Origin of the sequence: Providencia sp. R33 (genome assembly GCF_019343475.1) — a bacterium.
GTDB lineage: Bacteria > Pseudomonadota > Gammaproteobacteria > Enterobacterales > Enterobacteriaceae > Providencia.
Map to the genome: position 1 here is coordinate 3,467,146 of NZ_CP072453.1, position 14,403 is coordinate 3,481,548.

The 14,403-nt window shown below is 44.0% G+C and carries 11 protein-coding genes, 1 tRNA gene and 2 rRNA genes; 6 read left to right on the plus strand and 8 right to left on the minus strand.

Going from position 1 to position 14,403, the window contains the following annotated elements:
• Positions 1 to 132: 132 nt before the first annotated feature.
• The 3 genes from J6836_RS16230 to J6836_RS16240 all read right to left on the minus strand — a co-directional run bounded on the left by J6836_RS16230 (position 133) and on the right by J6836_RS16240 (position 5,035).
• A 23S ribosomal RNA gene (locus J6836_RS16230) occupies positions 133 to 3,041 on the minus strand.
• 245 nt (positions 3,042 to 3,286) lie between these two features.
• Positions 3,287 to 3,362, minus strand: a tRNA-Glu gene (locus J6836_RS16235).
• Between the two features lie 132 nt (positions 3,363 to 3,494).
• Positions 3,495 to 5,035, minus strand: a 16S ribosomal RNA gene (locus J6836_RS16240).
• The 16S and 23S rRNA genes sit together here with 1 tRNA gene alongside, the layout of an rRNA operon.
• 603 nt (positions 5,036 to 5,638) lie before the next feature.
• Between J6836_RS16240 and J6836_RS16245 the strand changes: the two genes are divergently transcribed.
• Positions 5,639 to 6,184, plus strand: a complete 546-nt coding sequence (locus J6836_RS16245) for a gamma carbonic anhydrase family protein (RefSeq protein ID WP_219244988.1) — start codon at positions 5,639 to 5,641, stop codon at positions 6,182 to 6,184.
• Here the strand turns inward: J6836_RS16245 and J6836_RS16250 are convergent.
• Genes J6836_RS16250 through dprA form a run of 5 tightly spaced genes read right to left on the minus strand, consistent with a single transcriptional unit; the run spans position 6,160 to position 9,485 of the window.
• Entirely contained in the window at positions 6,160 to 6,420 is a 261-nt protein-coding gene (locus J6836_RS16250) for a DUF1488 domain-containing protein (protein WP_219244989.1), read from the minus strand. The two genes, J6836_RS16245 and J6836_RS16250, sit on opposite strands and share 25 nt — an antisense overlap.
• Positions 6,417 to 7,235: a shikimate dehydrogenase gene (aroE, locus tag J6836_RS16255; protein WP_219244990.1), complete on the minus strand. Its 819-nt coding sequence runs from the start codon at positions 7,233 to 7,235 to the stop codon at positions 6,417 to 6,419. The genes J6836_RS16250 and aroE overlap by 4 nt, the downstream gene beginning before the upstream one ends.
• Before the next feature lie 5 nt (positions 7,236 to 7,240).
• Positions 7,241 to 7,810 carry an L-threonylcarbamoyladenylate synthase type 1 TsaC gene (tsaC, locus tag J6836_RS16260; protein WP_219244991.1) on the minus strand — a complete coding sequence of 190 codons (570 nt, stop codon included), beginning with the start codon at positions 7,808 to 7,810 and terminating at the stop codon, positions 7,241 to 7,243.
• 12 nt (positions 7,811 to 7,822) lie between these two features.
• Positions 7,823 to 8,362: a DNA topoisomerase family protein gene (locus J6836_RS16265; protein ID WP_219244992.1), complete on the minus strand. Its 540-nt coding sequence runs from the start codon at positions 8,360 to 8,362 to the stop codon at positions 7,823 to 7,825.
• A gap of 31 nt (positions 8,363 to 8,393) precedes the next feature.
• Positions 8,394 to 9,485: a DNA-processing protein DprA gene (gene dprA, locus J6836_RS16270; RefSeq protein WP_219244993.1), complete on the minus strand. Its 1,092-nt coding sequence runs from the start codon at positions 9,483 to 9,485 to the stop codon at positions 8,394 to 8,396.
• Positions 9,486 to 9,617: 132 nt separating this feature from the next.
• Here dprA and def point away from each other — a divergent pair, with 132 nt between their 5' ends.
• From def to mscL, 5 genes are all read left to right on the plus strand, one after another.
• Positions 9,618 to 10,139 (plus strand): peptide deformylase, encoded by a 522-nt coding sequence (gene def, locus J6836_RS16275; RefSeq protein WP_219244994.1) that lies wholly within the window; start codon positions 9,618 to 9,620, stop codon positions 10,137 to 10,139.
• Positions 10,140 to 10,167: 28 nt separating this feature from the next.
• Positions 10,168 to 11,115: a methionyl-tRNA formyltransferase gene (fmt, locus tag J6836_RS16280; protein ID WP_219244995.1), complete on the plus strand. Its 948-nt coding sequence runs from the start codon at positions 10,168 to 10,170 to the stop codon at positions 11,113 to 11,115.
• A 67-nt stretch (positions 11,116 to 11,182) separates the two neighbouring features.
• Complete coding sequence (gene rsmB, locus J6836_RS16285) at positions 11,183 to 12,469, plus strand: 16S rRNA (cytosine(967)-C(5))-methyltransferase RsmB (RefSeq protein WP_219244996.1); 1,287 nt, start codon at positions 11,183 to 11,185, stop codon at positions 12,467 to 12,469.
• A gap of 33 nt (positions 12,470 to 12,502) precedes the next feature.
• Positions 12,503 to 13,879 (plus strand): Trk system potassium transporter TrkA, encoded by a 1,377-nt coding sequence (gene trkA / locus J6836_RS16290; protein WP_219244997.1) that lies wholly within the window; start codon positions 12,503 to 12,505, stop codon positions 13,877 to 13,879.
• Positions 13,880 to 13,989: 110 nt separating this feature from the next.
• Positions 13,990 to 14,400 (plus strand): large-conductance mechanosensitive channel protein MscL, encoded by a 411-nt coding sequence (gene mscL, locus J6836_RS16295; protein ID WP_219244998.1) that lies wholly within the window; start codon positions 13,990 to 13,992, stop codon positions 14,398 to 14,400.
• The last annotated feature ends 3 nt before the right edge of the window (positions 14,401 to 14,403 follow it).

Here is a 14,403-nt window from a genome sequence, read left to right on the forward strand (position 1 = left end):
TTCGTTCCCGTTTAGCGTTATTTCTCACTAAACCAGAACTTCAATCTTGAACAAGCTGTGTGTCCTTCGCCTTTCGGCTTCTCACGTTCTTTGAAAATCAACTCAATCTCTCTAAAACACCTTCGGTGTTGTCAGGTTAAGCCTCACGGTTCATTAGTATTGGTTAGCTCAACGTATCGCTACGCTTACACACCCAACCTATCAACGTCTTAGTCTTAAACGTTCCTTTAGGACCCTTAAAGGGTCAGGGAAGACTCATCTCAAGGCAAGTTTCCCGCTTAGATGCTTTCAGCGGTTATCTTTTCCGCACTTAGCTACCGGGCAATGCCATTGGCATGACAACCCGAACACCAGTGGTGCGTCCACTCCGGTCCTCTCGTACTAGGAGCAGCCCCTTTCAATCTTCCAACGCCCACGGCAGATAGGGACCGAACTGTCTCACGACGTTCTAAACCCAGCTCGCGTACCACTTTAAACGGCGAACAGCCGTACCCTTGGGACCTACTTCAGCCCCAGGATGTGATGAGCCGACATCGAGGTGCCAAACACCGCCGTCGATATGAACTCTTGGGCGGTATCAGCCTGTTATCCCCGGAGTACCTTTTATCCGTTGAGCGATGGCCCTTCCATTCAGAACCACCGGATCACTAAGACCTACTTTCGTACCTGCTCGAGCCGTCACTCTCGCAGTCAAGCTGGCTTATGCCTTTGCACTAACCGCATGATGTCCGACCATGCTTAGCCAACCTTCGTGCTCCTCCGTTACTCTTTGGGAGGAGACCGCCCCAGTCAAACTACCCACCAGACACTGTCCGCACCCCGGATAACGGGGCAACGTTAGAACATCAAACATTAAAGGGTGGTATTTCAAGGTTGGCTCCACGCAGACTGGCGTCCACGCTTCGAAGCCTCCCACCTATCCTACACATCAAGGCTCAATGTTCAGTGTCAAGCTATAGTAAAGGTTCACGGGGTCTTTCCGTCTTGCCGCGGGTACACTGCATCTTCACAGCGAGTTCAATTTCACTGAGTCTCGGGTGGAGACAGCCTGGCCATCATTACGCCATTCGTGCAGGTCGGAACTTACCCGACAAGGAATTTCGCTACCTTAGGACCGTTATAGTTACGGCCGCCGTTTACTGGGGCTTCGATCAAGAGCTTCTCCTTACGGATAACCCCATCAATTAACCTTCCAGCACCGGGCAGGCGTCACACCGTATACGTCCACTTTCGTGTTTGCACAGTGCTGTGTTTTTAATAAACAGTTGCAGCCAGCTGGTATCTGCGACTGGCTTCAGCTCCATGGGTAAACCACTTCACCTAATGCCAGCGTGCCTTCTCCCGAAGTTACGGCACCATTTTGCCTAGTTCCTTCACCCGAGTTCTCTCAAGCGCCTGAGTATTCTCTACCTGACCACCTGTGTCGGTTTGGGGTACGATTAATGATAATCTAGAGCTTAGAGGCTTTTCCTGGAAGCGGGGTATGAGCTACTTCGCCACCGTAGTGACTCGTCATCAGACCTCAGCATATAGTGAACCGGATTTGCCTAATTCACCTGCCTACATCCTTAAACCGGGACAACCGTCGCCCGGCCAGCCTAACCTTCTCCGTCCCCCCATCGCAATTATCACCAGTACGGGAATATTAACCCGTTTCCCATCGACTACGCATTTCTGCCTCGCCTTAGGGGTCGACTCACCCTGCCCCGATTAACGTTGGACAGGAACCCTTGGTCTTCCGGCGTGCGGGTTTTTCACCCGCATTATCGTTACTTATGTCAGCATTCGCACTTCTGATACCTCCAGCATGCCTCACAGCACACCTTCACAGGCTTACAGAACGCTCCCCTACCCAACAATATTTACATATCGCTGCCGCAGCTTCGGTGCATAGTTTAGCCCCGTTACATCTTCCGCGCAGGCCGACTCGACCAGTGAGCTATTACGCTTTCTTTAAATGATGGCTGCTTCTAAGCCAACATCCTGGCTGTCTGAGCCTTCCCACTTCGTTTCCCACTTAACTATGACTTTGGGACCTTAGCTGGCGGTCTGGGTTGTTTCCCTCTTCACGACGAACGTTAGCACCCGCCGTGTGTCTCCCGTGATAACATTCTTCGGTATTCGTAGTTTGCATCGAGTTGGTAAGTCGGGATGACCCCCTAGTCGAAACAGTGCTCTACCCCCGAAGATGAGTTCACGAGGCGCTACCTAAATAGCTTTCGGGGAGAACCAGCTATCTCCCGGTTTGATTGGCCTTTCACCCCCAGCCACAAGTCATCCGCTAATTTTTCAACATTAGTCGGTTCGGTCCTCCAGTTAGTGTTACCCAACCTTCAACCTGCCCATGGCTAGATCACCGGGTTTCGGGTCTATACCCTGCAACTCATTCGCCCAGTTAAGACTCGGTTTCCCTACGGCTCCCCTATACGGTTAACCTTGCTACAGAATATAAGTCGCTGACCCATTATACAAAAGGTACGCAGTCACCCTGATAAATCAAGGCTCCCACTGCTTGTACGTACACGGTTTCAGGTTCTATTTCACTCCCCTCGCCGGGGTTCTTTTCGCCTTTCCCTCACGGTACTGGTTCACTATCGGTCAATCAGGAGTATTTAGCCTTGGAGGATGGTCCCCCCATATTCAGACAGGATAACACGTGTCCCGCCCTACTCGTCGAGTTCACAACACTAACACCTTCGGATACGGGGCTATCACCCTTTACTGCCGGCCTTTCCAGACCGTTCTCCTGATGCTAATGCTGATTAAGACTCTGGGCTGCTCCCCGTTCGCTCGCCGCTACTAGGGGAATCTCGGTTGATTTCTTTTCCTCGAGGTACTGAGATGTTTCAGTTCCCTCGGTTCGCCTCGTTTGACTATGTATTCATCAAACGATAGTGCAACGAATTGCACTGGGTTTCCCCATTCGGACATCGTCGGTTATAACGGTTCATATCACCTTACCGACGCTTTTCGCAGATTAGCACGTCCTTCATCGCCTCTGATTGCCTAGGCATCCACCGTGTACGCTTAGTCGCTTAACCTCACAACCCGAAGGTGTCTTTTATGTCGGTCGACGCAAAACCCGACGGCTTTGTGTCTGTTGACAACATCTTCAAGTTGAGATTTTTGAGAGACTCTCACATTGTTTAAGCGATAAACAATGTGCGTTGTTTTCAATTTTCAGCTTGTTCCAGATTGTTAAAGAGCATAATTGTTAAACCAACTATTTACATAATTGGCTTAATCATTATTGGGGACATCGTCTTTCACTCGATATCGGCGCAATTGGCGTCCCCTAGGGGATTCGAACCCCTGTTACCGCCGTGAAAGGGCGGTGTCCTAGGCCTCTAGACGAAGGGGACACAAGATATTGCACAAAACATGCGGTATCTCATGTAAGTCCTATTCTCTCGAATAAGTCTCCCACGTATAGCCTATTGCTCTACTTTCTATCAGACAATCTGTGTGAGCACTTCACAAAAACACTTCAATGGTAAGGAGGTGATCCAACCGCAGGTTCCCCTACGGTTACCTTGTTACGACTTCACCCCAGTCATGAATCACAAAGTGGTAAGCGCCCTCCCGAAGGTTAAGCTACCTACTTCTTTTGCAACCCACTCCCATGGTGTGACGGGCGGTGTGTACAAGGCCCGGGAACGTATTCACCGTAGCATTCTGATCTACGATTACTAGCGATTCCGACTTCATGGAGTCGAGTTGCAGACTCCAATCCGGACTACGACGTACTTTATGAGTTCCGCTTGCTCTCGCGAGGTCGCTTCTCTTTGTATACGCCATTGTAGCACGTGTGTAGCCCTACTCGTAAGGGCCATGATGACTTGACGTCATCCCCACCTTCCTCCGGTTTATCACCGGCAGTCTCCTTTGAGTTCCCACCATGACGTGCTGGCAACAAAGGATAAGGGTTGCGCTCGTTGCGGGACTTAACCCAACATTTCACAACACGAGCTGACGACAGCCATGCAGCACCTGTCTCAGAGTTCCCGAAGGCACTAAAGCATCTCTGCTAAATTCTCTGGATGTCAAGAGTAGGTAAGGTTCTTCGCGTTGCATCGAATTAAACCACATGCTCCACCGCTTGTGCGGGCCCCCGTCAATTCATTTGAGTTTTAACCTTGCGGCCGTACTCCCCAGGCGGTCGATTTAACGCGTTAGCTCCGAAAGCCACTCCTCAAGGGAACAACCTTCAAATCGACATCGTTTACAGCGTGGACTACCAGGGTATCTAATCCTGTTTGCTCCCCACGCTTTCGCACCTGAGCGTCAGTCTTTGTCCAGGGGGCCGCCTTCGCCACCGGTATTCCTCCACATCTCTACGCATTTCACCGCTACACATGGAATTCTACCCCCCTCTACAAGACTCTAGCTAACCAGTTTTAGATGCCATTCCCAGGTTAAGCCCGGGGATTTCACATCTAACTTAATTAACCGCCTGCGTGCGCTTTACGCCCAGTAATTCCGATTAACGCTTGCACCCTCCGTATTACCGCGGCTGCTGGCACGGAGTTAGCCGGTGCTTCTTCTGTCGGTAACGTCAATCGTTGATGATATTAGCATCAACGCCTTCCTCCCGACTGAAAGTACTTTACAACCCTAGGGCCTTCTTCATACACGCGGCATGGCTGCATCAGGCTTGCGCCCATTGTGCAATATTCCCCACTGCTGCCTCCCGTAGGAGTCTGGGCCGTGTCTCAGTCCCAGTGTGGCTGATCATCCTCTCAGACCAGCTAGGGATCGTCGCCTAGGTGAGCCATTACCTCACCTACTAGCTAATCCCATATGGGTTCATCCGATAGCGCAAGGACCGAAGTTCCCCTGCTTTGCTCCTGAGAGATTATGCGGTATTAGCCACCGTTTCCAGTAGTTATCCCCCTCTATCGGGCAGATCCCCATACATTACTCACCCGTCCGCCGCTCGTCAGCGAGAAGCAAGCTTCCCCTGTTACCGCTCGACTTGCATGTGTTAGGCCTGCCGCCAGCGTTCAATCTGAGCCATGATCAAACTCTTCAATTAAAAAGCTTGATGCTCAAAGAATGTTTACTGTCGTATGTCTTCTTACGAAAACATATTACCTATTAGTTCATATATATGAATTAACGTGTTAGTCACTCTTCAAGACTTAAAATCAAATATTTTTTTGATAGTGTCCTGTGAGTGCCCACACAGATTGTCTGATAAATTGTTAAAGAGCGTTGCAGCATTTCGTATTGAAATTTGACCTTCTGGGTCGTTGCTGCGAGGTGACGTATATTACGTTTTTCTTTTAGAAAGTCAAGTATTTATTTTCAACTTTTTCTTTCTTCACACCGTGTTATCACTTACTTTTTCAAGTTTGGCTTAAGGCTTTCTTTTTCTAACCTCACCACCGAAGCGGTTTGCCGTGACAACGGATGCGCATTATAGGGAGGTCGCAGAATTACACAACCTTTTTTTCAAAAAAAAAACACCGTTTGGGGATAAAATAGCCACTCTGCCTTTTTTAACCTCACAATGGTTATAAAAAGAGCAGTTTTGCACCTATAATTCTTTCTTTGACTTACTTATTTAGTACATTGACTCATAATGAGCTAATGATTTGCTTGTTATTCTCTATTTTACATTCTTATGGTTATTGATATGAACAAACCTTTACGACCTTACTTAGGCATCTATCCTTCAATTGAATCGCGGGTCTTTATTGATCCATCTTCAGTTATTATTGGCGATGTACGATTAGCTGAAGATGTCAGTATTTGGCCTCTTTCCGTTTTACGCGGAGATGTTAACTATATTGCTATTGGCGCTCGTACGAATATTCAAGATGGCTCTGTCTTACATGTGACCCATAAATCCGCCAGCAATCCACAAGGAAACCCACTAATTATTGGTGAAGATGTCACTGTTGGGCACAAAGTTATGCTTCATGGCTGTACTATTGGTAATAGAGTACTAGTCGGAATGGGTTCAATCGTAATTGATGGAGCTATAATAGAAGATGATGTTGTGATTGGTGCGAACAGTCTAGTTACCCAAGGAAAACGTTTAGAATCTGGCTATCTATATACAGGAAGCCCAGCAAAAGCCATTAGGAAGCTGACTGATGCTGAACTCGCGCATTTACGTTATTCCGCCAATAATTATGTTGAATGGAAAAATAATTACCTATCCTCTGATAATACGTAAACGCCATTTTCATCATCGAGGCCTTGGGCTACTAAGGCTTCGAACTCTTCTTCTATGTCCCAGCGATTTTGTTGGAAAAGCACTAATGCCGCGTCTTGTTCTCCATATCGTTGAAATAAAAGAGTTTGTGAAATAGTGCATTCCGCTAATAAACCGCTAATTAGCACAGGAAAACGCACTACCTCAGATGATTCATCCCATTCCTCCCTATCAGGGAATTGGATCAATTGATTCACCCTTTTAATTCCTTATATAAAGCAGATAAAACAGGTGTAATTTCAGGAAGAACGCCGTGCCACAATTTAAACGAAAATGCAGCTTGCCCAACTAGCATTCCAAGCCCATCAGCAATCTTTGTTACCTGATGTTGACTCGCAAACGCAAGGAAAGGCGTTAATGTCGCTTGATAAAACATGTCATAACAAGCAACTTCCTTCGTAAAAACCTTTGGGTTAATTGTAGGAATTTCTCCGCTAACACCCGATGATGTTGCATTTATGATTAGATCAAAATTTGCTGAGCTGATCTGCTCGATCGCACTTCCGCTGATCTTACCTAATGAGAAGAATTCATTAACTATAGTTTCTACTTTAGAAAATGTTCTATTTGTCAGTGTGATATCACAACCAAACTCTAAAAGCGGTAGTAGCGCGCCTCGAGTTGCTCCACCAGCCCCGATGATAAGTACCCGGCTATTTGGATGCACAAACTCTAAACGTTGTAGGTCTAGCAATAACCCCATACCATCAGTGTTATCACCCAGTAGGCGGTTGTCATCGAGTTTCATCACTGTGTTGACCGCACCACAAGTTTGAGCCCGTTCAGTTAACTCAGAAACCGCTAAAAAAGCCCGCTCCTTAAATGGCAATGTGATGTTTGCACCTTTTCCACCTTGTGAAAAAAAACTGCCCAAACTTTCTTCAAAGTTTTCTATTGGTGCTAAAATTTTTTCATACTCAAGCACGATCCCCATTTGTTCTGCAAACATTTTATGTATAAACGGAGACTTACTGTGTTGAATCGGATTTCCAAAAACTGCAAACATTTCCATTAATTTTACCCTTTACGATACAATTCGCCTGTTTTGGCATCCCTAATTTCAGATGGGTTTTGACGGCCACCAACCGAACCATCAAGAACAGGCACTCTATCATTAAACTGAGCAATTACCTCTTCAGTGGTTCTGCATGGCTCAAAACCACTAAGATTGGCACTTGTTGATACCAATGGTTTACCATAGTGGCGACAAAGTTTTTTGACAAGTTCATGGTCGGTGACTCTCACGGCTAATGTATCAAACCGCCCAGTTAACCATTTAGGTGTTGTCGCTTTAGCTGGGATCACCCATGTTACCGGCCCTGGCCATGACGCGAACATTGCTTGTTTTTGTTCTTCCGTTAATTGTTCATCATCGATGTAATCTTTTAATTGCTCATAATTATCAGCAATAAGAATCAACCCTTTTTCCCAAGGGCGCTGTTTAAGATCTAAAAGTTGATGAACCGCTTTTTCACTATCAGGGTCACAACCTAAACCAAAAACGGCTTCAGTTGGATAGGCGATCACTTTTTCTTGTTTTAACGAAACAATAATACTTTCAATTGCAGGTGTAGATTCATTTGGCATAGTTTTAACTCATTATTCTTCTTGTTGCTTAGCACAGCGTTTGCTGGCACAAAATAATCTTACTCCCTGTCCCCCCCTTTTTTCCATCAATAATGGATATTCACAAAACATACATTGGCCAACAATAGGCTTATTATTGAGAATAAACTGACAGTTAGGGTAGTTATCGCAGGCATAAAAAGTCTTCCCAAAACGGGATTTTCTTTGGAGTAAATTACCTTTTTGACATTGTGGGCAAGGAACTTTTGTTTCATCTGGCTTATCTATCAGCTCAATATGTTCACATTCTGGGTAATGGCTGCAACCAATGAACATACCAAATCGGCCTTGCTTCAATACCAGATCATGCCCACACTTAGGGCAATGCTGTCCATCCAAAACTTTGACAATATGGCTTTCAACACTTGGTCTTAATGGGCGCATGTAGTGACATTCTGGGTAACTAGAACACCCAAGAAAAGGCCCATGAGTACTATTACGGATCACCAGCAGAGAATCGCACTCTGGGCAATATTCGTTTTTATCTGTATCAAAAGGCAATTGTTTCGACATTTTTTTCTCTTAATTTTAATCAATCACTTAATTAGCTTAATCTGACATATCCGCCAGCACAGGAACGAATCACACCATCAATTTCCATTTCCGTTAGTATTGAAATAACTTGAGTAATCGGCATCTGCACTTGAGCAGCGATAATATCCACGGGTGTAACTTGGTAGCCCACTACATCAAAAATTTTATTTTCTACCAAACTAAGCTTGGGATATATTTCATTATCTCTATGCGAACCGATGGGAAGCTCGGATTGAACCCAATTTAGCCCATCCCCAAGGTGCTGTAAAATATCCACAGCATCCACCAATAAATAAGCACCTTGTTGTAATAACCAAAGGTTACCACCAAACGCAGGATTGCCAAGAGGCGCTGGAAGTGTAAAAAGATCACGATTTTGCTCAATAGCATAACGTGCTGTAATTAAAGAGCCACTTTTCATTCCCGCTTCTATTACAACTACCGCTTTACTTAGCCCACTAATAATTCTATTTCGTCTTGGAAATTGTTTGGGTAATGGTGGCGTATCTGGCCAATATTCAGATACTAATACCCCCTTTTCTTTTATTTGCTCAGCAAGTGCAGCATGTTGCTTTGGATAAGTGTTTGCTAGACCACTCCCCAAAACAGCAATAGTCACACCGTTATTATCGAGCGCTGCCTTATGACTTATTCCATCAATTCCTAAAGCAAGTCCACTCGTAATTGAAGCCCCGTATTGCACAAAGTGCTTTACAAACTCAGTCGCCCACTTTCGTCCATACTCACTCGCTTGCCGGCTTCCAACTAAAGCGATTTGTGGTGTTGTAAGAATTTCTTTTTTTCCCACCACAAAAAGTAAAAGCGGTGGGTGATGGATCTGCTTTAATAAAAAGGGATAGGAAGGATCAATGAAGGTAATCATTTGATTACCTTTATCCATCAACCATTGCTGTACTTTCTCTAATCGGTACTTTGGCACATTAAGAAATTGTAATCTCTGTATTTCGTTTAAACCGCAGTGTTGCAAAGCCCGGTTACTGATTTTATTGAGTTGTTTTAGCTCATTGATCATGTTTACCGCATGAATAGGCAATAACCGACTTACCAGAGACATTCTTAACCATATTTCTTGGGGATTCATTTCGTCATCCTGACTAATTATTGGATACGCTCTTCAGTGAACAAATCATAACCAATACTGTCAATATGGCGGATAAATGTCTAGAATAGGCATTAATTCCCATTCACTTTTTGGAAACCGCTCGAAAAATTTATGTCAGTCTTAAACGTATTACATTATCCAGACGAGCGCTTACGCACAATTGCTAAGCCAGTCGAAAAAGTTGATGCACAAATTCAACGCATTGTAGATGATATGTTCGATACCATGTATGAAGAAGAAGGTATTGGGCTTGCTGCTACGCAAGTGGATATCCACCAGCGGATCATTGTTATCGATGTGTCTGAAACACGTGACCAACGCTTAGTGATTATCAATCCTGAATTATTAGATAAATCAGGTGAAACTGGTATTGAAGAAGGATGCCTCTCTATCCCTGAGCAGCAAGGGTTTGTTCCACGAGCAGAGCAAGTCAAAATTCGTGCATTAGGCTATAACGGTGAGTCTTTTGAACTTGAAGCCGATGGCTTATTGGCTATTTGCATCCAACATGAAATGGATCACCTTGTTGGGAAGCTATTTGTTGATTACTTGTCCCCTTTAAAGCGCCAGCGTATCCGTCAGAAAGTTGAAAAGCTGGATAGATTAAGAGCGAAAGAAACAAAAAATAGCTAGTTTAGTAAATAGAAACAGGGAAATTAACGTGTCAGAACCATTAAAAATTATCTTTGCGGGGACACCCGATTTTGCGGCAAAACATTTAGCTGCGCTCCTTGAAACCCAACACCAAATCGTTGGCGTACTTACTCGCCATGATAAACCTGCGGGTAGAGGAAAAAAACTGACGCCAAGCCCTGTAAAAGTTTTGGCGCAGGAACATGATATCCCTGTTTTTCAACCAGTATCTCTAAGGGACGCTGAAAATCAGCAGTGGCTCAAAGATAGAAATGCCGACCTGATGATAGTTGTCGCATATGGATTGATTTTACCCCAAGCTGTTTTAGATATTCCTCGCTTAGGCTGCCTGAATGTACATGGTTCTTTGCTGCCTCGTTGGCGCGGAGCCGCACCAATTCAACGTTCGATTTGGGCGGGAGACGCTGAAACAGGGGTGACAATTATGCAGATGGATGCTGGGTTAGATACGGGAGACATGCTGTATAAAGCCGTATGTCCCATCACGGCGGATGATACCAGCGCAACTCTGTATGAAAAACTGGCGGTCACTGGGCCTAAAGCTTTAATCCATACTGTTGATATGTTGTCCTCGGGTCAATGCACACCTGAAAAACAAGATGATACTCTTGCCAATTACGCAGAAAAACTCTCTAAAGAAGAAGCTCGTATTGATTGGCAACAAGATGCGGCTCATATTGAACGTTGTATTCGTGCATTTAATCCGTGGCCGATGAGCTACTTTATGGTTCAGGAACAACTGATTAAGGTTTGGCAAGCTGAAGTGATTGATGACTCGCAAGGCAAACAACCCGGAACAATCATTAGCGCAGATAAAAATGGAATATGCATTGCCACGGGGAATGGCATACTAAATATTACCCAGTTACAACCGCCTGGCAAAAAAGCCATGAGTGCGCAGGATATACTAAACTCTCGCCGTGAATGGTTTACCCCAGAGCAAATTCTCGATTAACGAATCTGTAAACTGCCTGAAATATCAGGCAGTTTTATTTCAGTAACTAAAAGACCCATCTTCATTTATGAAAAACACATACAATTTGCGCAGTCTCGCTGCGACTGCAATTTATCAAGTTATCGATAATGGGCAATCATTAAGTACTGTTTTGCCTGATTTACAACGTAATATCAATGACAAAGATAAAGCATTATTACAAGAGATTTGCTTTGGTGTTCTGCGCTACTTACCAAAGCTTGAATGGTTTATTAGTCAACTAATGGAAAAACCACTCACAGGCAAACAAAGAACCTTGCACTATCTGATTATGGTGGGTATCTATCAGCTGCTTTATACTCGTATCCCAGCTCATGCCGCATTAGCTGAAACCGTAAATGGTGCTGTCGCGCTCAAGCGTCCACAGCTAAAAGGCTTAATCAATGGTGTTTTGCGTTCTTTTCAACGCCAACAGGTTCAGTTGGAAGAGCGGATCGCAAATAACAACAGCCAGTACCTGCACCCAAGCTGGTTACTCAAACGCTTACAAGCTGCTTATCCTAATGAATGGCAAGTTATTGTCGAAGCGAATAACCAACGACCACCTATGTGGTTAAGAGCTAATTCCCAACATCATACTGCTGAACAATATCTTGCCTTGTTAGAGCAAGCGGAAATATCTGCATATTTGCACCCAACTCATCCTAGTGCTATCCGCTTAGAGGAACCCACCGCAGTAACAAAATTACCAGGCTTCGATGCGGGTTGGTCCACAGTACAAGATGTCTCAGCTCAAGGTTGTGCGGAGTTACTTGAACCACAAAATGGTGAAAATATTTTAGATTTATGCGCAGCTCCTGGTGGTAAAACAACGCATATTTTAGAGCTCGCTCCAAAAGCGAATGTACTTGCGGTTGATATTGATGAAACTCGCCTGAAACGAGTGAAAGAGAATTTAATTCGCCTTAAGCAGCATGCTACCGTAGTTCAAGGGGATGGAACACAACCCGAAAAATGGGCTGATGGGCAACAGTTTGATCGAATTTTACTTGATGCGCCATGTTCTGCTACAGGGGTTATCCGCCGCCATCCTGACATAAAATGGCTACGTCGTGACTCCGATATCAATGAACTGGCAGAATTACAGGCGAAAATATTAGAGGCCGTTTGGCCCTATCTAAAAACAGGTGGTACCTTATTGTATGCAACCTGTTCTATCATGCCTGAAGAGAACTACCAGCAAATACAAAAGTTCCTTGCTAAACATACCAATGCACATCTAAATGATGGAACAGAGGCAGGGCTACAAATATTGCCAAGTGCCGAAGGCGGTGATGGCTTCTTTTATGCACGTTTAATAAAACAAGCACAATAATAAGTCGTTAGTTACCTAATATAGGAATATGCAATGAAAATCATTATTCTAGGCGCTGGGCAAGTCGGTGGCACACTTGCTGAAAATTTAGTTGATGAGAACAATGATATTACCGTTGTTGATACAGATGGCGATCGACTACGTCAACTACAAGATCAATTCGATCTACGCGTCGTCAATGGTCATGGCTCACATCCTCGCGTACTTCGTGATGCGGGGGCTGAAGATGCCGATATGTTAGTCGCAGTCACTAACTCTGACGAAACAAATATGATTGCTTGCCAAATTGCATATAGCCTATTTAATACGCCGAATAAAATTGCACGGATCAGAGCCACCGAATATATCCGTGAGGCAGATAAACTTTTTCTTCCAGAGCAAATCCCTATTGACTACCTGATATCACCTGAGCAACTGGTTATCGACTATATCTATAAACTGATTCAATATCCTGGTGCTCTTCAGGTTGTTAATTTTGCGGAAGGTAAAATCAGTATTGTTGCTGTAAAAGCTTACTATGGTGGTTCACTGGTAGGGAATGCTTTATCTAGCTTACGTGAACACATGCCACATATCGATACGCGAGTTGTTGCGATATTTCGACAAGATCGCCCTATTCGCCCTCAAGGCTCAACCGTTATTGAGGCGGGTGATGAAGTGTTCTTTGTCGCTTCAACGCAGCATATCCGTGCAGTAATGAGTGAACTACAACGGTTAGAGAAACCCTATAAACGTTTAATGATTGTGGGCGGAGGTAATGTTGGTGCAGGTCTTGCTCGTCGTTTAGAAAAAGATTATAGCGTTAAACTTATTGAAAGAAATCAACAACGTGCAACCGAATTAGCCCAATTATTACACGATACTATTGTGTTTTATGGTGATGCTTCTGATCAAGAGTTGCTCACTGAAGAACATATTGAGCAAATGGATGTCTTTATCGCCCTCACAAATGACGATGAAGCTAATATTATGTCTGCAATGTTAGCGAAAAAAATGGGGGCTAAAAAAGCAATGGTGCTTATTCAACGCTCAGCTTATGTTGAACTTGTTCAAGGCGGGGTCATTGATATTGCTGTCTCTCCTCAACAAGCCACGATTTCTGCTTTATTAAGCCATGTAAGAAAAGCTGATATTGTCAGTGTATCTTCTTTAAGAAGAGGAGTTGCTGAAGCTATTGAAGCCATTGCCCACGGTGATGAGAATACATCAAAAGTGGTTGGTAAAAAAATATCTGAAATTAAGCTTCCTCCAGGTACAATTATTGGTGCAATAGTTAGAGAAGACGAAGTTATTATTGCTAGCGATTACAATATTATTGAACAAGGTGACCATGTCATTATGTTTATTACAGATAAAAAACATGTTCCTGACGTGGAAAAATTATTCCAGCCAAGCCCATTCTTTTTATAAAATAATAAAAAAAGAGAGTAAATATTTGCAGCTTAATAAATCTAGCGGCTATAATTTGTTAACCTAACACACATTTTGTTTCAATTGAGTTACTTATTAAGGGGCCGTCGATGAGTTTTTTAAAAGATTTTCGCGAATTTGCCATGAAAGGCAATGTAGTAGATATGGCTGTTGGTATTATTATCGGTGCGGCATTTGGTAAGATTGTTTCTTCATTGGTTGCCGATGTCATCATGCCACCACTAGGTCTAATCATTGGTGGGGTTGACTTTAAATCATTCAGTGTTGTTCTAAAAGAAGCACAAGGTGATTTACCAGCTGTTGTACTTAATTACGGAATGTTTATACAAACTGTATTTGACTTTGTTATTGTCGCTTTTGCAATCTTTATGGCAATTAAAGTCATGAATAAAGTTCGTCGTGAAAAAGAAGCTGCACCTGCTGAACCAACGCCGCCATCTACTGAAGAAGTTTTATTATCAGAAATTCGTGATTTATTAAAAGAACAAAACAAAAAATAACTA

What these genes read in the sequence shown, in the direction of transcription:
- J6836_RS16265 (WP_219244992.1), bottom strand. Translation starts at nt 8,362, where the DNA reads ATGTCGAAACAATTGCCTTTTGATACAGATAAAAACGAATATTGCCCA.
- rsmB (WP_219244996.1), top strand. Translation starts at nt 11,183, where the DNA reads ATGAAAAACACATACAATTTGCGCAGTCTCGCTGCGACTGCAATTTAT.
- trkA (WP_219244997.1), top strand. Translation starts at nt 12,503, where the DNA reads ATGAAAATCATTATTCTAGGCGCTGGGCAAGTCGGTGGCACACTTGCT.
- tsaC (WP_219244991.1), bottom strand. Translation starts at nt 7,810, where the DNA reads ATGCCAAATGAATCTACACCTGCAATTGAAAGTATTATTGTTTCGTTA.
- aroE (WP_219244990.1), bottom strand. Translation starts at nt 7,235, where the DNA reads ATGGAAATGTTTGCAGTTTTTGGAAATCCGATTCAACACAGTAAGTCT.
- dprA (WP_219244993.1), bottom strand. Translation starts at nt 9,485, where the DNA reads ATGAATCCCCAAGAAATATGGTTAAGAATGTCTCTGGTAAGTCGGTTA.
- def (WP_219244994.1), top strand. Translation starts at nt 9,618, where the DNA reads ATGTCAGTCTTAAACGTATTACATTATCCAGACGAGCGCTTACGCACA.
- mscL (WP_219244998.1), top strand. Translation starts at nt 13,990, where the DNA reads ATGAGTTTTTTAAAAGATTTTCGCGAATTTGCCATGAAAGGCAATGTA.
- J6836_RS16245 (WP_219244988.1), top strand. Translation starts at nt 5,639, where the DNA reads ATGAACAAACCTTTACGACCTTACTTAGGCATCTATCCTTCAATTGAA.